The sequence below is a fragment of the Actinokineospora lacus genome (assembly GCF_053813445.1).
In genome coordinates this window covers 15745-37444 of record NZ_JBQERA010000001.1, presented here as the reverse complement: position 1 = coordinate 37444, position 21700 = coordinate 15745, and the positions used below count along the sequence as shown (strand labels likewise).

Below are 21700 nucleotides of genomic sequence, written 5' to 3'. Positions count from 1 at the left end.
GAGGCTACGAGCCACGCGGCCAGGCTAGCGGCGATCCGGCCGGAACCGGTAACCGCGCGTCCACATGCTGGGCGTGTCCGAGTTGCGCCGTTTGGAGCAGTTACGGCGTCGCTGGTGGGGGGCACGTTCCTGGCATGGTCACTCGCTCACGCAACCGTGGGTCCGCCGCCCGGATCATCACCGGGATCGGAGCGCTGTTCGCGCTCATCGAGGTCATCTACATCCTGCTGGTGATCCTCGGCGCGAACTCCGGCAACGCCTTCGTCCAATTCATCGCCTCGATAGCCAAGCCATTGGCGCTGTTCTTCCCCGGCCTTTTCCCCATCGCCAACGACAGCATCAGCGTCCTGGTCAACTACGGTCTCGCCGCGGTGTTCTGGCTGGTCGTGACCGGCCTGCTCGCCAGGCTGGTCCGCTGAGCCCTGTGCTTTACTGCCCGGTATGGCCGAGCACACCGACTCCGACCGGGGCGTCGACCGCGCGCGCGTGGTCGGCGTCCTGGCCGGAGTCGTGCGCTGGGTCGGGCTGCTCATCGCGTTGGTCCTGGTCGTCCACGTGGTCCTGGTGATGGGCAACGCCAACCCGGACAACCCGATCACCGGCGTCGTCGCCGACCTGGCCGTACCGCTGTCCCTGGCGTTCAAGAGCCTGTTCACCCCTGAGGACGCCAAGCTGGGCCTGCTGATCAACTACAGCATCGCCACGGTGTTCTGGCTGGTCGTGTCCTCCGTCGCCACGCGCCTCATCCGGCGCCTGGCTTGAGGTAGGGCGTCCCCCAGGCGTCGGTGAAGGACAGTTCCGACAGCGGCATCCGGCGCCGCGGCCTGTTCTCCCGCTCGCGCTTGTCCAGCGGCAGCAGCTCCACCGGCCCCAGCGTCCCGACCGCGACCGCCACCAGCGGGCGCACGCTCCGCGGCAGCCCGAACTCCACGCGCACCCCGGCCGCGTCGAAGCCCGCCATCTGATGGGCGACCAGACCTTCCGCGACCGCCTGCAGCACCAGGTTCTCCGTGGCCAGGGCCACCCCGTACTCCGCGAACGGAACCGCGCCCTTGACGTTGGCCGTCTCGGCGCACGCCACCAGCAGCGCGCCCGCGCGCCCCGCCCACTCCCGGTTGCCTGCGTTGAGCAGGGCCAAGACCCGGTCGAAGGTCGACGTCCCACGTGGACCCACCAGGTAGCGCGCGGGCTGGGTGTTGCCGTACGACGGCGCCCAGCGCGCGGCCTCCAGCATGCGGCGCAGCGCCTCGCCCGGCACCACCGCCGCCGGGTCCAGCGCCCGCGGGCTCCACCGGGCCGCGATCAGCGGGTGCGGTTCGAATGGCCCCGGCAGTTCGAATGGCTCCCGTGGTTCAGACGGCCCCGGTGGTTCGAATGGCCCGGGTGGTTGGGATGGCCCAGTTGGCTCAGATGGCATAGCCCCACGCCGTGATCGAGTACGCCCCGAACCAAGACCCGAACAGCGCGATCCCGCACAGCGTGAGCACCATCGTCGACGTCCTGCGCTTGGCCAGCGCCACGGCCACCGGCACCAGCAGCGTCATCGCCGGGACCATCAGCCTGGCCTTGGAGTTCATCAGCCCGTTTGAGCACAGGTCCATCGCCAGCACCCCCGCGGCGTAGACCAGGAGCGGCCACTGCACCCGCTGCCGCCAGCAGAGGACCAGCAGGACCAGCGCGCCGACGATGAACCCGACGGTGGTCACCTCCAGCACCGACCGGGCGTCGCCGAGCACTTGGAGGCTGAACCGCACGGTGGCGATCCCGCCGTCGAACTCCGAGTCCCAGCCCCGGCTCTGCAGCACGAACCAGCCGTCCCACGCCCCGGTCCGCCACCCCACCCACGCCAGGTACCCGAACAGCCCGACCGGGGCCAGCGCCGCGGCGACCCACGGGCGCCAGCCGTCGCGCCGCCGCGCGATCGCCACCAGCGCGGCCAGCCCGACGGCGAGCACCAGCGCCGCCGCGGTCGGCCGGATCAGCCCGGCCACCGCCGTGACCACGCCCGCGCCGACCCAGTTGCGCTCCAGCACGAACACCAGCGCCCACACCGCCGCCGCGCAGAACATCGCCTCGGAGTACGCCATCGACAGCACGACCGACATCGGCGCCGCGGCGAACAGCGCCACCAGGACCAGCCCGGTGCGCCGCGACCCGCCGCGCACCAGCGTGCCCAGCCGGACCAGGCCGTACGCGCACACCACCCCCGAGCCGATGGTGACCGCCAGGGCGGAGCCGACCAGCGGGAAACCCAGGTCGTAGAGCCAGCCCACGATGGTGGGGTAGCCGGGGAAGAAGGCCAGCGGTGTCTCCGCGGTGCGCCTGCCGAAGGCGTCGACCAGCCCGGGGGGCACCCCGTCGTACCCGCCCGCGGCGATGGCCAGGAACCACTGCCCGTCCCAGGAGCGCAGGGCCGCGCCGGTGCTGGTGTTGTTGGCCGCGGCCATCATGCCCAGCACGAGCAGCCCGACCTCGCGCACGCCGAGGAACACCGCGGCGGGGGCGAGCACCCGCGCGACCCGCCGCCACCGGCTCGGCCCGGGTGGCGCCGGGGCGACGACGGGCGCGGGCGCCACCTCAGTCGCTGTCACCGTCGACCTCTCTCTCGGGTACCCCATTAAGCCTAATGTTCGGTCGCCGCACCACTGGCAGGCCGAAATCATCGCAGTTCACACAGTGGCGGACACCACAGATCAGCCCGAGGTGAAAAGCGGCGGCGGGTACGCTCCTCGCGATAGGGACGGCGGCCGTCCCATGTGCTCGGACGTGCTGCCTCCCGCTCGCTCGCTAGAGGAGGTTGCAGCCCGTGGCGCTCGTCGTCCAGAAGTACGGTGGTTCCTCGCTGGAGAACGCCGACCGGATCAAACGGGTGGCCGAGCGCATCGTGGCGACCCGCAAGGCGGGCCACGAGGTGGTGGTCGTCTGCTCGGCGATGGGCGACAGCACCGACGAGCTGCTCGACCTCGCCAAGCAGGTGAACCCGGTCCCGCCGGAGCGGGAGATGGACATGCTCCTGACCGCGGGGGAGCGCATCTCCAACTCGCTGGTCGCCATGGCCATCAGCGCCCTCGGCGCCGAGGCCCGCTCGTTCTCCGGCTCGCAGGCCGGGGTGATCACGACCTCCGCGCACGGCAAGGCGCGCATCATCGACGTGACCCCGAGCCGGGTGCAGGCCGCGCTGGACGAGGGCAAGATCGTGCTCGTCGCCGGGTTCCAGGGCGTCAGCCAGGACACCAAGGACATCACCACGCTCGGCCGGGGCGGCTCGGACACCACCGCGGTGGCGCTGGCCGCCGCGCTCAACGCCGACGTGTGCGAGATCTACACCGACGTCGACGGCGTGTACACGGCCGATCCGCGGATCGTCCCCGACGCGCGCAAGCTCGACACGGTCACTTACGAGGAGATGCTGGAGATGGCGGCCAGCGGGGCCAAGGTGCTCATGCTGCGCTGCGTGGAGTACGGGCGCCGCTACGGCGTGCGCATCCACGTCCGCTCGTCGTACAGCACCAAGCCAGGGACCATCGTGTCCGGCTCAGTGGAGGACTTGAACGTGGAACAGGCGATGATCACCGGCGTCGCGCACGACCGGTCGGAGGCGAAGGTCACCGTCACCGGCGTGCCCGATCACGCCGGGGTGGCGGCGCGGATCTTCCGCGCCGTCGCCGACGCGGAGATCGACATCGACATGGTGCTGCAGAACGTGTCCAGCACCGAGTCGGGCAAGACCGACATCACCTTCACCCTGTCCAAGAGCAACGGCCCCACCGCGGTCGAGGCGCTGGAGAAGATCCGCGTCGAGCTGGGCTTCGGCGCCGTGCTCTACGACGACCACATCGGCAAGGTCTCGCTGGTCGGCGCGGGCATGCGCTCGCACCCGGGGGTCACGGCGACCTTCTGCGAGGCGCTGTCCAAGGCGGGGGTGAACATCGAGATCATCAACACCTCGGAGATCCGCATTTCGGTGCTCATCCGCGACACCCAGCTCGACGACGCGGTCAAGGCCATCCACGAGGCATTCGAGCTCGGCGGCGACGAGCAGGCCGTGGTGTACGCGGGGAGTGGTCGCTGATGGCTCCCGTGCTGGCCCTGGTGGGCGCGACCGGCGCCGTGGGCACCGTGATGGTCGACATCCTCAACGGCCGCCCGACCTGGCCGTGGGGCGAGGTGCGGCTGATCGCCTCCCCGCGCTCGGCGGGCAAGAAGATCACCGTGCGGGGCGAGGAGCTGACGGTGCTCGCCCTGTCGCCGGAGGTCTTCGACGGCGTCGACGTGGCGATGTTCGACGTCCCCGACGCCGTGTCCGCGCAGTGGGCGCCGGTCGCCGCGGCCCGTGGCGCCATCGCCGTGGACAACTCCGGCGCGTTCCGGATGGACGCCGACGTGCCGCTGGTGGTGCCCGAGGTCAACCGCGAGCAGATCGCGCAGCGGCCGCGCGGGATCATCTCCAACCCCAACTGCACCACGCTGTCGATGATGGCGGCGCTGGGCGCGCTGCACCACGAGTTCGGCCTGCGCGAGCTGGTCGTGGCCTCCTACCAGGCCGCCTCGGGCGCGGGGCAGGACGGTGTCGACCGCCTCTACGCCGAGGCCGCCGCGGTGGCCGGCAAGGCGGTCGGCTCGCGGGCCGGTGACGTGCGCGAGGCGCTCTCGGAGCTGCCCGCCGAGTCCCCGTTCCCGGCTCCGCTGGTGTTCAACGTGGTGCCGTGGGCGGGCTCGGTCAAGGACGACGGCTGGTCGAGCGAGGAGCTGAAGGTCCGCAACGAGGCCCGCAAGATCCTGGGCATCCCGGAGCTGAAGGTCTCGGCGACCTGCGTGCGCGTGCCCGTGGTGACCACGCACTCGCTGGCCGTCCACGCCACCTTCGAGCGGCCGGTCACCGTGGCGCAGGCGCACAAGATCTTCGACGCCCAGCCGTCGGTCGTCCTGGTCGACGACCCGGCCAACGGCCGGTTCCCGACCCCCGCCGACGTGGTGGGCGGCGACCCGACCTACGTCGGCCGGGTCCGCCAGGCGCTGGACTTCCCGAACACGCTGGACTTCTTCGTCTGCGGGGACAACCTCCGCAAGGGCGCGGCGCTCAACACCTACGAGATCGCCGAGGCCCTGGTCGGCTGACCGCCCCTGACGGGCGCTCCCGAGGTTCGGGGGCGCCCGTCAGACGGTCGCGGGCACCGGGGCGGGGCGGGTGCGGAACAGCGCGAACGCCGTCCCGGCGATCAGCAGGCCGCCGAGCCCGGCGACCGCGAAACCCATCGCGGGCGCGGTGGTGTCCACGACGAACCCGGCCACCGGCGCGCCCGCCGCCGCGCCCAGGGTGAACGCCGTGCTCTGCAGGCCCATCGCCTCCCCGCGGCTGCCCGGCGGGGCCAGCTTGCCGACCTCCTCACCGGTCGCGGCGATGGTCGGGGCGCAGACCAGGCTCGTGGGCACCAGGGCCAGCGCCAGCACCCACCAGCTCGCGCCGAGCAGGCCCGCCGGGATCACCAGGGCGCTGAGCACCACCATCAGCGTCAGCTGCGGCAGCGAGCGCCGGACCGCGCCGTGCACCAGCCCGCCGATCGCCGAGGCCGCGCAGATGATGGCGAACACCGCGCCGGTCCACGTGAGCTGCCCGGACTCGCGCAGCATCGCCAGCGCGGTGACCTCGGTGCCCGCCAGCACGAAGATCGCGCCCGCGCCGATGGCCAGCACGCCGATCATGCGCGGGGTCAGCCAGACCCGGCGCGGCACCGAGGGCTCGTCGGCCTCCGCCGCGGAGCGCACCATCGGGTTGAGTACATAGAGGACGATCCCGACCAGGAACACCGTCACCGCCATGGCGGTCATCGCCGATCCCGTGGACACCTGGGTGACGGCCGCGACCGCGGCCGCCGGGCCGATCATGAACGTCAGCTCGACCGAGACGGAGTCCAGCGAGTACGCCGCGCGCCGCATGTCGTCGGGGACGAGTGCGGCGATCGCCTGGCGGCCGATCGACATGACCGGCACCACGACGAGACCGCCTGCGAACGCGGCCGCCAGCAGCGCCGGGTAGGGCAGGAACCGCGCGCCCGCCCAGAACAGCGTCTCCCCGACGGTGACCAGCACCAGCATCCGGCGCAGCCCGTGCCGGTCGACGACGCGGCCCAGCAGCGGGGCGCCCGCGGCGATGCCGACCGTCGCCGCCGCGCCGACCAGGCCCGCGGCGCCGTAGCCGCGGCCGAGCCCTTCGACCACGGCCAGGGTGAGCACCATCGGCGCCGCGGTCACCGGGACCCGGGCGAAGAACATGACGATCATCAGGTTGCGAACGCCGGGGAGGGCGAGCATCCGCCGGTACTGCCGCATACCTGCGATGAGACCCGATCGATGGCGAGTGGTGCAACCACATTACCGTTTTCTTGACTGGTTCCAGGATGAGGCCGGCCTGAATGGAGCACCACGCTCATTTCGGGCAGGGTGGGTCTGTTCGCGGCAGGCTGGGACACCCGAACGACGGAGGATCACCGATGGCAGGCAGACAGCGCGCCTGGCTCGCGGCGGCGTCGATCGGCGCGCTCGTCGCGTGCGCGCCCGCCGAGCCTGCCCAGCCCCAGGCAGCACCGATCCCGCCAGCACCGGTCCAGTCCGCGCCGATCCAGCCCGCGCCGGTCCCACCCGCGGTGACGGGCACCGCCGCCGACCCCGGCGTCGAGCGGGCGTTCGCCCGGTTGCAGGCGCGGTACGACGCCCGCCTCGGCGTCCACGCCGTCGACACCGGCACCGGCCGGACGGTCGCCTTCCGCGCCGACGAGCGCTTCGCCCACGCCTCCACCTTCAAGGCGCTGGCCGCCGCGGTGGTGCTGGACGAGACCACCACGCCCGAACTCGACGGGCGGGTCCGCTACACCGAGGCCGACCTGGTCGCGCACTCCCCGGTGACCGGGCGGCACGTGGCCACCGGCATGACCCTGCGCGAGCTGTGCGACGCCGCCGTCCGCCACAGCGACAACACCGCCGCCAACCTCCTGCTGCGCCACCTTGGCGGCCCCGCGGCCCTGGACGCAGCGCTCACCGCGATCGGCGACGACGTCACCTCCGTCGACCGCGTCGAGCCCGAGCTGAACTCCGCGGTCCCCGGGGACACCCGCGACACCAGCACCCCGCGCGCCCTCGCCGAGGACTTGCGGACGTTCGTCCTCGGTGACGCCCTGGCCGCCGAGGACCGCGGCGTGCTCGTCGACTGGCTGCTGCGCAACACCACCGGCGGCAAGTTGATCCGCGCTGGAGTGCCCGCGGGCTGGCGAGTCGGCGACAAGACCGGTGGCGGCGGATACGGCACGCGCAACGACATCGCCGTCCTCTGGCCGCCGGACGGCGCGCCCATCGTCATCGCCGTGCTGACCGGCAAGGACACCGAGGACGCCGAGCCCGCCGACGCCCTTGTCGCCGACGCGACCCGGATCGCCGTCGACGCCCTGAGCTGACCTACCCGCTGATTTATCTGCCTGCCTATCTGCGGGCCAGCGCCAGGCCGGTGCGCAGCGCGCCCGCGGCCTCGGCGACGGCCTCGCGGAAGCGGGTGCCGATGCCGAGGAACGTGGCGTAGCCGTGGATCAGGTCGCGGTGGCGGCGGACGGTCACCGGCACGCCCGCCTCGGCCAGCTTGGCGCCGAACGCCTCGCCCTCGTCGCGCAGGGGGTCGAAACCGGCGGTGGCCAGGTAGGCCGGGGGGAGGCCGGAGAGGTCCGCGGCCAGCAGCACCGAGAAGCGGGGGTCGGTGCGCAGGTCGAGCTCCGGGCAGTAGTGGTCGCTGAACCAGTCGATGTTGTCGCTGGTCAGGAAGAACCCGTCGGCGAACAGGTCGCGGGAGGGGCGGCGGACGGTGGAGTCCGCGCCGGGGTAGAACAGCAGCTGGAACGCGGGCGCGGACCCGCCGTCGCGGGTGGTCAGCAGGGACGCCACCGCGGCCAGGTTGCCGCCCGCGCTGTCCCCGCCGACGGCGATGCGGCCGGGCTCGACGCCGAAGTCGGCGGCCTTGGCGTGCGCGTGCCGGAAGGCGGCCACCGCGTCCTCGACGGCCGCCGGGAACGGGTGCTCGGGCGCGAGCCGGTAGTCCACCGACAGCACCTTCACGCCCGCCTCGCGCGCGAGGTAGCGGCAGGTGTTGTCGTGGCTGTCCAGCGTGCCGATCACCCAGCCGCCGCCGTGGTAGTAGACCAGCATCGCCGAGGTGTCCTCGACGGGTGTGTAGAGCCGCGCCGGGATGCCGTCCAGGCTCAGCCCGCGCACCGCGACCGGCTCGATCGGCGGGCCGGAGACCAGCGGGACCGCCCTGGCCATGCGCGCCCGCGCCTCCTCCGGCGTGCCGTGCGCCAGCTCGTGCCCGCCGATGCGGTCGAGGGCGAGCAGCAGCTGGGCGTCCAGCGCCAGCTCCTGCCCGTCAACGCGGATCGGCGCGCCCGCGATCAGCCGCCTGATCGGCTTCGGCGCGGCGAACACGGCACGGGCGAGGACCGCCTGCGCGCCGATGGGGACACGGCTCATCAACTCCGGCATCCGGCCTCCTCGGGCTCCGCCTTGGGACGCTACCTGCCGGTAACCACGCTCACAGCCCTGGACCTCCACCACGATGGAGGTCGTACCGTGCGGGAAGCGGTGAAAGGATGGCCGACGTGACGGTCTCGGTGGTGGGTATCGGCGGGTCCCTGCGGGCGGACTCGCAGTCCGAGCGCGCGTTGCGGCTCGCGCTGTCCGGCGCGGCGGAGGCGGGGGCGAAGACGACCGTGCTCTCCGGCGCCGACCTCGTCCTGCCCTTCTACGACCCGGCGGTCCCCGACCGCTCCGACACCGCCCGCAGGCTGGTCGGGGAGCTGCGCGAGGCCGACGGCGTCATCCTCGTCTCCCCCGGCTACCACGGCACGGTCTCCGGCCTGCTCAAGAACGCGCTGGACTACATCGAGGACCTGCGCGACGACGAGCGCCCCTACCTCGACGGCCGCGCGGTGGGCTGCGTGGCCACCGCCTCGGGCTGGCAGGCCAGCGTCACCACGCTGACCGCCCTGCGCTCGATCGTGCACGCCCTGCGCGGCTGGCCGACGCCCCTCGGCGCGTCGGTCAACAGCAACGAGGTCGCCTTCGACGCCGTGGGCGGGTGCTCGCAGCCACAGGTCGCGAGCACCCTGCGCACGATCGGCCTGCAGGTCGCCGAGTTCGCGCTCAGCGCATCTTCAGGGCTCGCAGCGCGAAATACACCTCAATAGCCGACTGCTTGATCGTCTCCGCGACCACGAGCGACCCGTGCCCGGCGTCGTATCGGTAGGTCTCGTACGGCACCCCGCGCGCGGCGAGGCGCTCCAGGTAGTTGTCGATCTGGCGGATCGGGCAGCGCGGGTCGTTCTCCCCGGCCAGCACCAGCACCGGCGCGCGCACCTGGTCGACGTAGGTGATCGGCGAGCACTCGACGTAGCGCTCGCGCATGTCCTCCGGGGAGCCGCCGAACAGCGCGCGGTCGAAGGCGCGCAGGGGCTCCATCTCGTCCTCGTAGGCGGCCAGGTAGTCGGCCACCGGCACCCCGGCGACGCCCGCCGCCCACCGCTGCGGCTGGGTGCCCAGCGCCAGCAGGGCCAGGTAGCCGCCCCAGGAGGCGCCGTTGACCACGCAGCGGGCCGGGTCGGCCAGGCCGTCGGCCACGGCCCAGTCGTGCACGGCGGCGACGTCGGCCAGCTCGGTCAGCCCCGGCCTGCCCTCGATGGCGTCGCGCCAGGCCGAGCCGTAGCCGGTGGAGCCGCGGTAGTTGACGTGCACCACGGCGAACCCGGCGTCGAGCCACAGCGCCCGGTACGCCGAGAACCGGTCCTCGTCGGCGGCGTGCGGGCCGCCGTGCAGGCTGAACACCGTCGGCATCGGGCCCTCGCCCTCCGGGCGCGCGATCAGGGCGTGCACCGGGCCGTTGGGGGTGTCGACGAAGGCGTCGGACAGGGGGAGCGAGCGGGGGGCGCGCTCGCCGGGCGCGGCCAGCAGCACCCGGTCGGTGCTGTCGGTGAACAGCGCGCGCACCACGCTGGGCTCGGCCCCGCTGGACCAGCTGTACTCCACGGTGTCGTCCGGGCGGGTGTGCGCGGAGCCGATCGTGCCCGGCGGGGTGTCCAGGTTGGACAGCGCGCCGGTGCCGATGTCGTAGCGGTGCAGGGTGTTGCGGGCCTGGTGGGTGTGCGCGATGAGCAGCGCCGCCCCGTCGAGGTACCAGTCGGCCGTGACCTCGCCGGGCAGGTCGAGCCGGATCTCGGTCTCGCTGTCGGCGGCGACGTCCCAGACCAGCAGCTCCTCGCGGCCGCGGCGCTCGTGGGCCACCAGCAGCCGCTGGTCGCCCGCCACCGGGCTGAACGCGATGCCGTCGAGGCCCTTGCCCTTGCCGTCCCACTTCTCGGCGACGGTCGAGCCGTCGGCGACCGACAGCACCCGCAGCGCGGGGTGGCGGTTGTCGCCGTGCTCGGAGTGCGCGATGGCCAGCAGCGTCTCGTCCTCGGAGAGCGCGGCCACCCCGCCGTCGTGCTTGTCGCGGTAGATGACCTCGGCGGGCCGGTGGCCGCGGGAGAGGTACACCGTGGTGCCGTCGTCGTCGGACACGCCGACCGCGCACACCCGCGCACCCAGCGACAGCCCGGCCGGGTAGCCCGCGGGCACCCCGGCCACGGCGGTCTCGGGCGCGGCGCCCGACGGGCGCCCGGCGAACAGCTCGCGCCGCCACAGGCCGAATTCGTCGCCGTCGGTGTCGTCGAACCACCACACGTGCTCGCCGTCGGGGGAGACCGTCGCGTGCAGGGTGCCGTTGGGGCGGTCGGTGACCCGGCGGTGGGAGTCGGTGGAGCGGTCCCAGGCGTAGACCTCCCACACGCCACTGGCGTTGGAGACGTACACCGTGCGGGCCGGGGCCTCCCGCGCCCAGTCCGGCAGCGTCACCCGGGCGGCGTGGAACCGGGCCCGCCAGCGCGCCTCGGCGGCGTCGTCGGCGAAGAGCCGGTCGGGGACGTCGGCGACAGGATGAGTGGTCACCCCCTGATCCTGCCAGGGTTGGGGAAAAGCCGGTCAGAGGATGACGCCGCCGCCGTTGCCGCCTACGGTGTGCGGTGTGACCTGGAAGATCGAAGTGAGCGCCGACCGCTGCATGGCCTCGGGCCTGTGCGTCGCCACCGCCCCTGACCGCTTTGTCCTGGAAGGCGCCGCCGCGGTGCCGACCGCGACGGAGATCGAGCCCGACGAGAACGTCCTCGACGCCGCGGAGTCCTGCCCCGCCCTGGCGATCCTGGTCACCGAGGACGGCAAGGACCTACTCGCCTAGCTGGTTTTGTCGTACCCCTCCGGTAGCGTTTCCCCTGGTGGAACCGCAATTTGAAGGGGGAACGGCATGCCTTTGACCCTAAGCGCGCTGACCTTCGCCGAGTACGCCACAGGCACCCGCACCCGCCGCACCGAGATCATCACCACGCGGCGGGTCCCACCGGAGGAGTACCCGGGGACGCAGTTCTACGCCCCCCTGCTCGCCGCCATCCCGGTCGCCCTGGCGTCCCAAGACCCGCCCGCGGCACTGACGGTGGCGGCGCAGGGCCTGGAACTCTCCGGCCAGGAACGCGCCTACGCCGAGGCCACCGCGGGCCTGCTCGCCTGGTGGCGCCGCACCCGCGGCGTCGTGGTGCCCGCGGGCTCCTCAGCCCTGGAAACCGGCGGCCTCCGCATCGACGCGACCCCCCACCTGGCCTACCGCACCCGGTCGGGCCTGGAGGTGGCCCTATTCCACCTCAAGGAAGCCGAACTGACCCGAGACACCGCAGTCGCCGCCGCCCGCCTGATGCAGGTCTGCATGCCCGACCTGCTCCCCAACGCCACCCCGGTGGTCATCGACACCCGCCGAGCCCGAACCTTCCGCATCCCGGCCAACACCAACCTCCCCAAACTCGACGCCTGGCTGGCCTCCCAGGCCACGGCCTACATGAACCACCAGGCCACAACCCCGTAGAACGAAGTCCGACTCTGTCCACGCGGACAGAGTCGGACTCGGCTTCACACCACTGTCAGCTGTGGACGATCAGCGACCACATCGGGTCGCGGGGGTGCCGCACCGTGGCGGCTCCGGGGTCCGAACACCGAAATGGAAACGGGCGACGCGGCCTGCGATTTCCGCAGGAACACGCCGCCCATCGTCCGTCGGGGTGACAGGATTTGAACCTGCGACCTCTTCGTCCCGAACGAAGCGCGCTACCAAGCTGCGCCACACCCCGGTGGAACGTGGGGAAGTCTAGCGGACGCGGGCGCGGGCTCCGAATCGGGTTCCCGCTTCGCCGTGGGAGGGGCTGGTGGTGCGGGGGACCAGGGTCAGGAGGCTGGCTTCCGGGGGGCAGGCGAAGCGGACCGGGGCGTAGGGGGAGGTGCCCAGGCCCGCGGAGACGTGCAGCCACATGTGGGCGCCCCAGCGGGAGGTGCCGCGGGCGCGGCTGCGGTCGAGTTCGCAGTTGGTGACCAGGGCGCCGTAGCCGGGGAGGCGGAGCTGGCCGCCGTGGGTGTGCCCGGCGAGGACGAGGTCGTAGCCGTCGGCGGCGAAGGAGTCCAGGACGCGGGGCTCGGGGGAGTGGGTGACGCCCATGCGCAGGGTGGCCTTGCGGTCGGGCTTGCCCGCGATGTCGGAGTAGCTGTCGCGGTGCAGGTGGGGGTCGTCGACGCCCGCGAAGGCGATCTGGCGGCCGTCGACGGTGAGCAGGGTGCGGTTGTGCGTCAGGTCGTGCCAGCCGCGCTCGATGAAGGCGGCGCGCAGGTCGCGCCAGGGCAGCGCGGTGCCGTGGACGCGCTTGTCGCTGGGGAACAGGTAGCGGGCCGGGTTCTTCGGCTTGGGGGCGTAGTAGTCGTTGCTGCCGAAGACGAACACGCCGGGGCGGTTGAGCAGCGGGCCCAGCGCGCGCACCACGGCAGGCACGGCCTGCTGGTGGGCGAGGTTGTCGCCGGTGTTGACCACCAGGTCCGGGTCGAGCCGGTCCAGTTCGGCGACCCAGCGCTGCTTGGACTTCTGGCCGGGCAGCATGTGCAGGTCGCTGATGTGCAGCACGCGCAGCGGGCGGGCGCCTTCGGCCAGGACCGGGATGGTCGCCTCGCGCAGCGTCCAGCGGGTGCGCTCGTACCCGGCCGCGTAGGCGAACGCGGCCGCGCCGAGCGTGACGGCGCCGAGGGCGAGGGAACGGACGTGGTGGCTCACACCGTCGAGGGTACGGGCGGTCCGCCGCCAACGAAAACCACGTGCGCGCGGGCAGTACCGTTGATGGCATGGCACAGCTCAAGGAGCGGTTGCAGTCCGACCTGACCACCGCGATGAAAAGCCGGGACAAGACCAAGACGGCCACCCTGCGCATGGCACTCGCCGCCGTGACGACCGAGGAGGTCGCCGGGGACACCGCCCGCGAGCTGTCCGACCCCGAAGTCGAGCGCGTCCTGACCCGCGAGGTGAAGAAGCGCAAGGAGGCCGCCGAGGCCTTCCGCGGCGCGGGCCGCGCCGAGCAGGCCGACCTGGAGCTCGCCGAGGCCGCCGTCCTCACCGACTACCTGCCCAAGCAGCTCGACGACGCCGAACTCACCACCCTGGTCGACGAGGCCATCGCCGAGGTCACCACCGCCCTGGGCGAGGCCCCGGGCCAGCGCCAGATGGGCCAGGTCATGAAGGCCGCCAACACCAGGGTCGCGGGCCGCGCCGAGGGCGGCCGGGTCGCCGCCGCCGTCAAGGCGCGCCTGACCTGACCCAGACCGGCCGTTCCCGACTTCTCCGAGAAGGACATGCCCCAACGGGCACGCGTCGGGAAGGCGCGGGCAACCACGTCACCCAGTGGGGCCAGGTATGCGCGCTTGCGACGTTGACGAGAAGGGGCCCGCCTGCTGGCGGGGCCCCTTTCGCGCTACGGGTTGATCGGGCCGATCGTGATGGGCGGGCCGTCCTCATCCGGTGGTCCACCGGGGGGAGTCGGGTTGCCGGGGTTGCCCTCTCCCGGTGGCCTGCCGGGGCTGCCGGAGCCGGGGGGAGGGCTCGGGGGCTTCGGTGTGTCGGCCGGCTCTGTGGTGCGGGGCGGGGGGACGTAGCCGGTGCTGACCTGGATGGTGATGGTCTCCCCCGGCAGCGCGGCGCCGCGTGGGGACTGGCCGACGACGGTGCCGCGCTTGCGGGCGTCGTTGCGGTCGTTGGCGACCACCTTGTAGCCGGCCTTCTCCAGGATCGAGGTGGCCTCGTCCTTCGGCTTGCCGATCACGTTCGGGACCTTGACCTCCGGGCCGCCGTCGAGGTAGCGCTTGTCCGCGGGCGGCAGCGGCGCGTTCGGCTTGCCCTCGAGGATCTTGCTCATCGCCTGGAAGAACGTGCGCGCCGGGGCCTTGCCGCCGTAGATGTTGCCGTTCTCGCCGCACACCCTGATCGGGGGATCACAGATGCCCTGGGGGCGTGGGCTGTCGTTGGACACCAGGACGGCGCCGGTGAGTTGCGGGGTCCCGCCGACGAAGCCCGCGGACTTGAACTGCTGGGTGGTGCCGGTCTTGCCGATGGTGTGGCGGTTCCAGCCGAACTGCCGGGCGGCGCGGGCCGCGGTGCCGCTGCCCTCGTCGTCCTTGCTCATGCCGTGCGCCAGGGTGTTGGCCAGCGGCTCGGCCACCACCTGCTCGCACGGGGCCTCGGGGTAGGCCAGCTTCTTCCCGTTGCGGTCGCGCACCTCGACGAGCGGGGTCGGGGCGCACCAGACGCCGCCGCTCATGATCGTCGCGGCGACGTTGGCCAGCTCCAGCGTGCTGACCGCCGACGGGCTCAGGGTGAAGGACGCGTTGCCGAACGGGTTGTTCTCCGAGGGCTTGAAGTGCTCGGCCTGGCTGACCCGCAGCTCGGGGACGTTGGCCTTGGGGTTCGGGGTCCGGCCCGCGGTGTTGGTCGTCATCGTCTTGCGCAGGCCGAGGCGGGAGGCCATGTCGACGACGGCGTCCATGCCGACGCGCTCCTCCAGGATGACGAAGCCCGTGTTCGGGGAGGTCGCCAGCGCCTGCTGGAGGGTCATCTGCGGCGGGTACCGGTCGTTCTCGTTGGACAGGCAGTACCAGCGGGTGTTCCCGTCGTCCGCCCTGGGCGTGCGGGGGCAGTTCTTCTCGTTGCCGCCGGTGAACTTGTTCGAGACGTACTTGCCCGGTGTCTGGATGACGTTGTTGATGCCGCCGCCCTTCTCCAGGTACGCCGCGGCCGTGAAGACCTTGAAGATGGAACCGGCGCCGAACTTGTTCTCCACGCCGTAGGGGTACGGGATCGTCGTCTGGCCCTTGGCGCCGTTGAGCCCGTAGTCGCGGTTGGCCACCAGGGCGACGACCTCGTGCTTCTTCTTGCCCGGGCGCACGATCGCCATGGTGTTGGCGATGCCGTCGATCGTCTTGGGCACCTGCGCCTCGGCGGCGTCCTTGGCCAGCTGCGTCGCGCGCCGGTCGAGGGTCGTCTTGATCGTGTAGCCGCCGGTGGTGATCTGGTCCGGGGTGAAGCCGATCTCCTGCAGGTACACCCACACGTACTGGCAGAAGAAGCCGTACTCCGGGCCCGCGCCGACGCAGTTGGCCGGGGGCTTCTTGGGGTTGGGCAGGATGCCCAGCGGCTCCTTCTTCGCCGCGGCCGCCGCTTCCGGCGACAGCTTCTGCGTCTCGACCATCACGTCGATGACCAGGTCGCGCCGGGCCAGCGTGCCCGCGGGGTTGCGCCACGGGTTGTAGAGCACCGGGTTGTTCACCGCGCCCGCCAGCAGTGCCGACTGGGCCACGGTCAGCTTGGCCGGGGTCGTCCCGAAGTACGCGCTGGAGGCCGCGCCGATGCCGTAGACCTCGTAGGCGAACTCGACGACGTTGAGGTAGCCGGTGAGGATGTCGTCCTTCGACATCTTCTGCTCGAGCTGGATGGCGATGCGGGCCTCGCGCAGCTTGCGGGCGATGGTCTGCTCCTGGGCCTTGGCCTGCTCGGCCTTGTTGTCCCGGTTGACCACGTTGATCAGGTAGTTCTTGACGTACTGCTGCGTCAGCGTGGACGCGCCCTGCACGTCGCCGCCGGTCTGGTTGGAGATGGCGGCGCGGATGGTGCCCTTCCAGTCCACGCCGTTGTGCTCGTAGAAGCGCCGGTCCTCGATGGCGACCAGGGCGGCGGTCATCGTCGGGGAGATCTGCGCGGCGGTCACCGGCAGGCGGTACTGGTCGTAGATCGAGGCGATCGGTTTGCCCGCCGCGTCGGTGACCGTGGTGATCAGCGGCGGGTCGGTGGCGACGAGGTCGGCCGACACGCTGTCGATGGTGTCGCTGGCTCGATTGGACATCACCCCCAACGCCCCCACCAAGGGGAAGAGCATGCCGGCGACGAGAACACCGGCGAGCAGGCAAAGGCCGAGTAGCTTCAGCAGGCTGTCTCCAACACGCACGGGCACCAGCGTACGCGTCACCCGGTTGGATCACCGACGACTACTCGGACGATATTGACTTTGCGTAACAGCTGTGCGCCCGGCCCTTCTCGATGGAACCGAGGACCACTAGAGTCCGTCAACGTCTCACGACAGAGCTTCTTCCCCGGCCGTGTATCTGCGGGTGGTGGAGAAGCACCTGATACCGGGGGGTATCGGGTTGATGGGTCGCGACGACGACAGGGGTGGGGGATACATGTATCTCGAAGCACAGGTCGACTGGCGGGTTCGCGCGACGTGCCGAGACGAGGACCCGGACGGGCTCTTTGTGCGCGGCGCCGAGCAGCGCAAGGCCAAGATGGTCTGCGTGGCGTGCCCGGTGCGCACGGAGTGCCTGGCCGAGGCCCTGGACAACCGGATCGAGTTCGGTGTCTGGGGCGGTATGACCGAGCGCGAGCGCCGGGCCCTGCTGAGGCGGCGACCAGAGGTCGACTCCTGGCGTGAGCTGCTCGACGACGCGCGCCGCCAGCTCCAGGTCGGTTAGGTCGTGCTCCACACCTGAAACACGACCTAACGCGCCAGCTGCTCGCCGATCAGCCGCAGCCCGTCGAGGTCGTGCACGTCGGCTGGCATGGCGGGCACGTGCGCCAGCGCGACACCGGGGTGCGCCTTGGTGAACCGGGTCACGAGCCTGCGCTCGCGCTGGTCGAGGGCGACCCGGTCGGCGTGCAGGCGCAACACGGCCGCGGCCAGCGGCGCGCTGCCCGCCGACTCCAGCGCCTCGGCGGCGCTGAGCGCCTTGGCCGCGGGGAGCTTGGCCAGCACCGGGTGGGTCCGGTTGATCACGAGACCGGCCAGCGGCATCTCCTCGGCGGCCAGCCGCTCGACGAAGTAGCTCGCCTCCCGCAGCGCGTCCGGCTCCGGCGCGGCGACCACCAGGAACGCCGTGCCCGAGGAGCGCAGCAGCTCCGCGGTGAGCCGGGCGCGCTCGCGGAAGCCGCCGAACATCGAGTCGAACGCCTGCACGAACGCCGAGGCGTCGGTCAGCAGCTGCCCGCCGACCACGGTCGACACCGCCTTCGCGAACATCCCGAACCCGGTGCTGACCACCTTGCGCAGCCCGCGCCCGCCCGCGCGCGCCGGTCCCATCAGCAGCTTGATCATGCGCCCGTCCAGCGCGGTGGACAGCCGCTGCGGCGCGTCGAGGAAGTCCAGCGCCGAGCGCGAGGGCGGGGTGTCGACCACGATCAGGTCGTAGGCGCCCTCGGCGGCGAGCTGGCCCAGCTTCTCCATCGCCATGTACTCCTGCGTGCCGGAGAACGAGGTGGAGATCGTCTTGTAGAACGGGTTGGCCAGCACCTCCCTGGCGCGCTCCGGCCCGGCGTGCGCGTGCACCATGTCGTCGAAGGTGCGGCGCATGTCCAGCATCATCGCGGCCAGCCCGCCCGCCGGGGCGAACCCCTCGACCTCCACCTGGCGCGGGGTGTTGTCCAGCTCCCGCAGACCCAGCGACTGCGCCAGCCTGCGCGCCGGATCGATGGTCAGCACGACCGTCTTGCGCCCGCGCTCGGCCGCGCGCACCGCGATGGCCGCCGCGGTGGTCGTCTTGCCGACCCCGCCGGAGCCGCAGCACACCACGACCCGCGTCGCCGGGTCGTCGATCAGCTTGTCGACGTGCAGCGCCGTCATCACCGGACCCCCTGCTCGATCAGGGACTCGGCCAGCTCGTAGAGCGCGGCGGTGTCGACGCCGTCGACCAGGTCGGGCAGCTCGACGGCGGGCAGGTCCACCTCGGCCAGCCGGGCCCTGGCCCGCTGCTCGGCCTGCACGCGCACGGCGTGCTCGACCGTCTCGCCGACGAGCCCTTCCAGGATGTCGTCGGCCAGGGCGAGGCCCGCGCTCCTGAGGCCCTCGCGCACGCGCCCGGCGTCCACCCGGCCGTCGGCGGCCGCGGTCACCGAGCGGGCGGGCAGGCGCGGCGGGCGGACCCGGTTGAGCATGATCGCGCCGGGGCGCAGGTCAGCGCCGTCGAGCTCCTCGACGGCCTCGACGGTTTCGCGCACCGGCATCTCCTCCAGCAGCGTGACCAGGTGCACCGCGGTGTCCCCGGAGTGCAGCAGCCGCACCACGCCGTCGCTCTGCCCGCGGATCGGGCCGACCTTGGCCAGGTCGGCCATCGCCTTGGTGACGTCGAGGAACTTCACGATCCGCCCGGTCGGCGGGGCGTCGACCACCACCGCGTCGTAGACGTGCCTGCCGCGCTCGTCGGTGCGCGTGACGCACTCCTTGACCTTGCCGGTGAGCAGCACGTCGCGCAGGCCCGGCGCCAGGGTCGTGGCGAACTCGATGGCGCCCATGCGGCGCAGCGTGCGGCCCGCGAAACCCAGGTTGTAGAACATCGACAGGTACTCCAGCAGCGCGGCCTCGACGTCGATGTGCAGCGCGCGCACCTCGCCCCCGCCGGGCGCCAGCGCGACCTTCTCCTCGCTGTAGGGCAGCGGCTGGGTGTCGAAGACCTGGGCGATGCCCTGGCGGCCCTCCACCTCGACGAGCAGCACCTTGCGCCCGCCGTGGGCCAGCGCGAGGGCGAGCGCCGCGGCCACGGTGGTCTTGCCGGTCCCGCCCTTGCCGGTGACCACGTGCAGCCGGGCACGGGCGATCTCGTCGGTCCAGCCGACGACGGGGGAGCTCACCTGTCCAGGGTAAATGCCGGATTAGGCCGTCCGCCCTGTGACGCTCACCCAACGAGCGTCAGCACCGCGGCGACTGTGCCCACGAGGACCACCGCGCCCCAGGCCACGGGTGGTGTGAGCACCGTGGCGGTCAGCAGGCACAGCAGGGCGAGGATGGTGAACGACACTGCCCCCGCCATCGCGACCGGGCCGTGCGCCGGGGCGCGGTCCCGCACTTTCGCCATCGTGACCAGCACGAGCAGCAGCCCGCCCGCGCCCAGCAGTGCGGTGGCGAGGATGCGCCAGCCCTCCATAGCGCCACCGTACCGACTGGGTGATCTGCCCTGCTTTAGGCTGCGGGGCATGACCCGTTGGGAGTACGCGACCGTGCCGCTGCTGATCCACGCGACGAAGCAGATCCTCGACCAGTGGGGCGAGGACGGCTGGGAGCTGGTCACCGTGCTGGCCAACCCCACCGGCGAGCAGCACGTGGCCTACCTCAAGCGCGCCAAGGCCGCCTGAGATGACCGCGTCCGCGCGCTTGGACGAGCTGGGGATCACGCTGCCCGGGGTTGCCGCGCCCGCCGGGTCGTACGTGCCCGCGGTGCGCACCGGCGGCCTCGTCTACACCGCGGGCCAGATCCCGCTGGTCGAGGGCAAGGTCGCGGCGACGGGCAAGGTCGGCGCCGAGGTCACCCCCGAGGACGCCGCCGGGCTGGCCAGGATCTGCGCGCTGAACGCCTTGGCCGCCATTGACGCCCTGGTGGGCATCGACAGCGTGGTCCGGGTGGTCAAGGTCGTCGGGTTCGTCGCCTCCGCCGAGGGGTTCACCGGCCAGCCCGCCGTGCTCAACGGCGCGTCCGACCTGCTCGCCGAGGTCTTCGGCGACGCGGGCAGGCACGCCCGCTCCGCCGTGGGCGTCGCCGAGCTGCCGCTGGGCGTGCCGGTCGAGGTCGAGCTGATTGTCGAGGTCGCATGAGCACCGCAGAGGAATGCCACGAGTTATTGCTGCGCTTCGCCGGGCGCATCGGCGATCGCGAGCTGTGGCGGCTGCGCGACTGGGTCGCCGCGGGCGGGGTTGACGCCGTGGCCCGCGCCCTGCCGCTGATGCTGCTGCGCGAGCGGGTGGGCATCACTCCCGAGGAGTCCCGCGCGCTGGGCGTCGTGCTGGTGCCCGCCGGGGCGGACGCGGAGCGGCTCAACGCTGTTCCGTGGGTGGACGAAATCCCCGAACTCGGCTACACCTTCACCGCGGAGTCACCTGAATGGGTGACCAGGGGTGACTCCGTGGGAGTCGTGCTCGGCGCGCTGCTGCGTGGTCGGCCCGAGGTCGTCGAGGCCCGGTCCAGCTGGCGGCGCGGGCGGTCCACCGACCCGGTCGCCCGGATCGTGCTGGTCACCGTGACCGAGGGCGCCGTGCGGCTGACCGGGGAGCTGCAGCGCGTGCTGCGGGCGCTGGGCACCGACGAGCCCGCGGTCGAGGTGTTGGTCCGCGGCCGCGACCTGCCCCGCTACCACCGAGACGCGCTCGCCGCGTCCGAGCCGCTGGTCGCCGACGGACACCTGGTCCACAGCTAGTCCCGACGAGGGAGGACGATCGTGACACAGGTCACCGCGGGGCCGGGTCCGGCCCGCCCGGAGATCGCGCTGCCGGTCAGGGCGCACGACCTGCTGCTCGCGCTGGCGGGCAGGCTCGACGACGACGCCCTGGCCGAGGCCAGGGAGCTGGTCGCGGCCACCGAGGTCGACCGCGCCCTGGAGTTCGTCGTGGGCTGCCTGGTCTCCGGCCCGATCGGACTGTCCTCCGCCGAGCAGGCCGAACTGCGCGACCTGCTCGTCGCCACGCACTGCGACCCGACCGTCGCCGAGCGCGTCGTGGTCGTCGAGCCCTCGCTGACCACCCGGCACCGGTTCGTGGCCGGGCGGGTCGACGGGGTCGCGCCCGAGGAGGGCGTGGCCGAGGCGGCCAGCCGGGTCCTCGACGTGCTCCCCGACATCCGCGCGGTGTGGGCGGTCTGGCGGACCACGCCCGCGGGCGCGGTCTCCGGGCCGGTGCCGCAGCGGATCGTCGTGGTCGGCATCGGGCCCGCCGGGTCCGCGCCCGTGACGGCGTACCGGGTGCAGCACGCCCTGCGCAGGGCGGGCCTGACCGCGTCGGTCGAGGTGCTGCGCGAGGGCGTCGAGCAGAGTGACTACCACCACACCGCCGTGCGGTACGCGACCGAGGTCCTCGCCGACCACGGCGCTGACGCCCCGGCCCCCGCTGTGCCCAGCTCGCCCCAGCCCGCTCCCGCTTCCTTGGGTGAGCCCCTGGGACCGTCGTGGATGGAGGAGCCGCCCGCGGACTCCCTCAACGACCAGGAGCTGGACCTGCTGCGCCAGCTGCAGGAGGAGCTGGCCCGCCGCGAGCAGGCCGACGGCGGCACGCCCCAGTCCTCCTGGCAGGGCGACCTCCCCGGCGGCAACCACCCCTTCGACTGGCACGAGGCCAACACCATGGTCAACGGCATGCCGCTGCAGCCGCCGGACCAGCGTCCCTAGGCCGTGTTTGCATAGCCGCGCCAGTCCGCCCGGGCCGGATGCGCCCGAACACAACACCGGTATGAGGACGATCCGTCCGCACCGCTGGCG

At 72.4% G+C, this 21700-nt stretch carries 24 protein-coding genes and 1 tRNA gene; 14 read left to right on the top strand and 11 right to left on the bottom strand.

What is annotated here, in order from left to right; all coding sequences use genetic code 11:
• Nucleotides 1-134: 134 nt before the first annotated feature.
• Nucleotides 135-419, top strand: coding sequence for a hypothetical protein (locus tag ACTG9Q_RS00210; RefSeq protein WP_455570487.1), 285 nt, complete (start codon nucleotides 135-137; stop codon nucleotides 417-419).
• Nucleotides 420-441: 22 nt separating this feature from the next.
• Nucleotides 442-762: a hypothetical protein gene (locus ACTG9Q_RS00205; RefSeq protein ID WP_455570486.1), complete on the top strand. Its 321-nt coding sequence runs from the start codon at nucleotides 442-444 to the stop codon at nucleotides 760-762.
• Here the strand turns inward: ACTG9Q_RS00205 and ACTG9Q_RS00200 are convergent.
• Together ACTG9Q_RS00200 and ACTG9Q_RS00195 are read right to left on the bottom strand one after the other, a co-directional pair.
• The gene (locus ACTG9Q_RS00200; protein ID WP_455571282.1) at nucleotides 743-1333 is read right to left on the bottom strand and encodes a nitroreductase family protein; all 591 of its coding nucleotides are present in this window, start codon (nucleotides 1331-1333) and stop codon (nucleotides 743-745) included. The two genes, ACTG9Q_RS00205 and ACTG9Q_RS00200, sit on opposite strands and share 20 nt — an antisense overlap.
• A gap of 73 nt (nucleotides 1334-1406) precedes the next feature.
• Nucleotides 1407-2591: a hypothetical protein gene (locus tag ACTG9Q_RS00195; protein ID WP_455570485.1), complete on the bottom strand. Its 1185-nt coding sequence runs from the start codon at nucleotides 2589-2591 to the stop codon at nucleotides 1407-1409.
• Between the two features lie 215 nt (nucleotides 2592-2806).
• On the opposite strand from ACTG9Q_RS00195, the gene ACTG9Q_RS00190 reads away from it, so the two are divergent.
• Entirely contained in the window at nucleotides 2807-4072 is a 1266-nt protein-coding gene (locus ACTG9Q_RS00190) for an aspartate kinase (RefSeq protein WP_455570484.1), read from the top strand.
• Entirely contained in the window at nucleotides 4072-5118 is a 1047-nt protein-coding gene (locus ACTG9Q_RS00185; protein WP_455570483.1) for an aspartate-semialdehyde dehydrogenase, read from the top strand. The genes ACTG9Q_RS00190 and ACTG9Q_RS00185 overlap by 1 nt, the downstream gene beginning before the upstream one ends.
• Nucleotides 5119-5157: 39 nt before the next feature.
• On the opposite strand, the gene ACTG9Q_RS00180 is transcribed toward ACTG9Q_RS00185, so the two are convergent.
• Nucleotides 5158-6330: an MFS transporter gene (locus tag ACTG9Q_RS00180; protein WP_455570482.1), complete on the bottom strand. Its 1173-nt coding sequence runs from the start codon at nucleotides 6328-6330 to the stop codon at nucleotides 5158-5160.
• A gap of 161 nt (nucleotides 6331-6491) precedes the next feature.
• On the opposite strand from ACTG9Q_RS00180, the gene bla reads away from it, so the two are divergent.
• Nucleotides 6492-7448: a class A beta-lactamase gene (gene bla / locus ACTG9Q_RS00175; protein WP_455570481.1), complete on the top strand. Its 957-nt coding sequence runs from the start codon at nucleotides 6492-6494 to the stop codon at nucleotides 7446-7448.
• A gap of 25 nt (nucleotides 7449-7473) precedes the next feature.
• On the opposite strand, the gene ACTG9Q_RS00170 is transcribed toward bla, so the two are convergent.
• Complete coding sequence (locus tag ACTG9Q_RS00170) at nucleotides 7474-8520, bottom strand: alpha/beta hydrolase (protein ID WP_455570480.1); 1047 nt, start codon at nucleotides 8518-8520, stop codon at nucleotides 7474-7476.
• Between the two features lie 116 nt (nucleotides 8521-8636).
• Between ACTG9Q_RS00170 and ACTG9Q_RS00165 the strand changes: the two genes are divergently transcribed.
• Nucleotides 8637-9224, top strand: coding sequence for an NADPH-dependent FMN reductase (locus tag ACTG9Q_RS00165; protein ID WP_455571281.1), 588 nt, complete (start codon nucleotides 8637-8639; stop codon nucleotides 9222-9224).
• On the opposite strand, the gene ACTG9Q_RS00160 is transcribed toward ACTG9Q_RS00165, so the two are convergent.
• Nucleotides 9181-11016, bottom strand: a complete 1836-nt coding sequence (locus ACTG9Q_RS00160; protein WP_455570479.1) for a prolyl oligopeptidase family serine peptidase — start codon at nucleotides 11014-11016, stop codon at nucleotides 9181-9183. The genes ACTG9Q_RS00165 and ACTG9Q_RS00160 overlap by 44 nt on opposite strands.
• Nucleotides 11017-11092: 76 nt before the next feature.
• On the opposite strand from ACTG9Q_RS00160, the gene ACTG9Q_RS00155 reads away from it, so the two are divergent.
• Together ACTG9Q_RS00155 and ACTG9Q_RS00150 are read left to right on the top strand one after the other, a co-directional pair.
• A complete protein-coding gene (locus ACTG9Q_RS00155; RefSeq protein ID WP_455570478.1) occupies nucleotides 11093-11302 on the top strand; it encodes a ferredoxin in 210 nt (69 codons plus the stop codon).
• 66 nt (nucleotides 11303-11368) lie between these two features.
• Nucleotides 11369-11977: a hypothetical protein gene (locus tag ACTG9Q_RS00150; protein ID WP_455570477.1), complete on the top strand. Its 609-nt coding sequence runs from the start codon at nucleotides 11369-11371 to the stop codon at nucleotides 11975-11977.
• A gap of 188 nt (nucleotides 11978-12165) precedes the next feature.
• Here ACTG9Q_RS00150 and ACTG9Q_RS00145 read toward each other — a convergent pair.
• Nucleotides 12166-12239 (bottom strand) — tRNA-Pro (locus ACTG9Q_RS00145).
• A 17-nt stretch (nucleotides 12240-12256) separates the two neighbouring features.
• Nucleotides 12257-13204: a metallophosphoesterase gene (locus ACTG9Q_RS00140; RefSeq protein ID WP_455570476.1), complete on the bottom strand. Its 948-nt coding sequence runs from the start codon at nucleotides 13202-13204 to the stop codon at nucleotides 12257-12259.
• 68 nt (nucleotides 13205-13272) lie between these two features.
• Here ACTG9Q_RS00140 and ACTG9Q_RS00135 point away from each other — a divergent pair, with 68 nt between their 5' ends.
• The gene (locus tag ACTG9Q_RS00135; protein ID WP_455570475.1) at nucleotides 13273-13740 is read left to right on the top strand and encodes a GatB/YqeY domain-containing protein; all 468 of its coding nucleotides are present in this window, start codon (nucleotides 13273-13275) and stop codon (nucleotides 13738-13740) included.
• A gap of 155 nt (nucleotides 13741-13895) precedes the next feature.
• On the opposite strand, the gene ACTG9Q_RS00130 is transcribed toward ACTG9Q_RS00135, so the two are convergent.
• A complete protein-coding gene (locus ACTG9Q_RS00130) occupies nucleotides 13896-16418 on the bottom strand; it encodes a transglycosylase domain-containing protein (RefSeq protein ID WP_455570474.1) in 2523 nt (840 codons plus the stop codon).
• Between the two features lie 235 nt (nucleotides 16419-16653).
• On the opposite strand from ACTG9Q_RS00130, the gene ACTG9Q_RS00125 reads away from it, so the two are divergent.
• A complete protein-coding gene (locus tag ACTG9Q_RS00125) occupies nucleotides 16654-16941 on the top strand; it encodes a WhiB family transcriptional regulator (RefSeq protein WP_455570473.1) in 288 nt (95 codons plus the stop codon).
• Nucleotides 16942-16967: 26 nt separating this feature from the next.
• On the opposite strand, the gene ACTG9Q_RS00120 is transcribed toward ACTG9Q_RS00125, so the two are convergent.
• Genes ACTG9Q_RS00120 through ACTG9Q_RS00110 form a run of 3 tightly spaced genes read right to left on the bottom strand, consistent with a single transcriptional unit; the run spans nucleotide 16968 to nucleotide 19383 of the window.
• Nucleotides 16968-18086, bottom strand: coding sequence for an ArsA family ATPase (locus ACTG9Q_RS00120; protein WP_455570472.1), 1119 nt, complete (start codon nucleotides 18084-18086; stop codon nucleotides 16968-16970).
• Nucleotides 18086-19090, bottom strand: coding sequence for an ArsA-related P-loop ATPase (locus tag ACTG9Q_RS00115; protein WP_455570471.1), 1005 nt, complete (start codon nucleotides 19088-19090; stop codon nucleotides 18086-18088). Before ACTG9Q_RS00115 ends, ACTG9Q_RS00120 begins: the two co-directional genes overlap by 1 nt.
• 44 nt (nucleotides 19091-19134) lie before the next feature.
• Nucleotides 19135-19383 carry a hypothetical protein gene (locus ACTG9Q_RS00110; protein WP_455570470.1) on the bottom strand — a complete coding sequence of 83 codons (249 nt, stop codon included), beginning with the start codon at nucleotides 19381-19383 and terminating at the stop codon, nucleotides 19135-19137.
• 49 nt (nucleotides 19384-19432) lie between these two features.
• Between ACTG9Q_RS00110 and ACTG9Q_RS00105 the strand changes: the two genes are divergently transcribed.
• Genes ACTG9Q_RS00105 through ACTG9Q_RS00090 form a run of 4 tightly spaced genes read left to right on the top strand, consistent with a single transcriptional unit; the run spans nucleotide 19433 to nucleotide 21610 of the window.
• Nucleotides 19433-19591, top strand: coding sequence for a hypothetical protein (locus tag ACTG9Q_RS00105; protein ID WP_455570469.1), 159 nt, complete (start codon nucleotides 19433-19435; stop codon nucleotides 19589-19591).
• A 1-nt stretch (nucleotide 19592) separates the two neighbouring features.
• Complete coding sequence (locus tag ACTG9Q_RS00100; protein WP_455570468.1) at nucleotides 19593-20048, top strand: RidA family protein; 456 nt, start codon at nucleotides 19593-19595, stop codon at nucleotides 20046-20048.
• Nucleotides 20045-20647, top strand: a complete 603-nt coding sequence (locus ACTG9Q_RS00095; RefSeq protein WP_455570467.1) for a hypothetical protein — start codon at nucleotides 20045-20047, stop codon at nucleotides 20645-20647. Before ACTG9Q_RS00100 ends, ACTG9Q_RS00095 begins: the two co-directional genes overlap by 4 nt.
• Nucleotides 20648-20668: 21 nt before the next feature.
• On the top strand, nucleotides 20669-21610 hold the full coding sequence (locus ACTG9Q_RS00090) for a hypothetical protein (RefSeq protein ID WP_455570466.1): 942 nt from the start codon (nucleotides 20669-20671) through the stop codon (nucleotides 21608-21610).
• The last annotated feature ends 90 nt before the right edge of the window (nucleotides 21611-21700 follow it).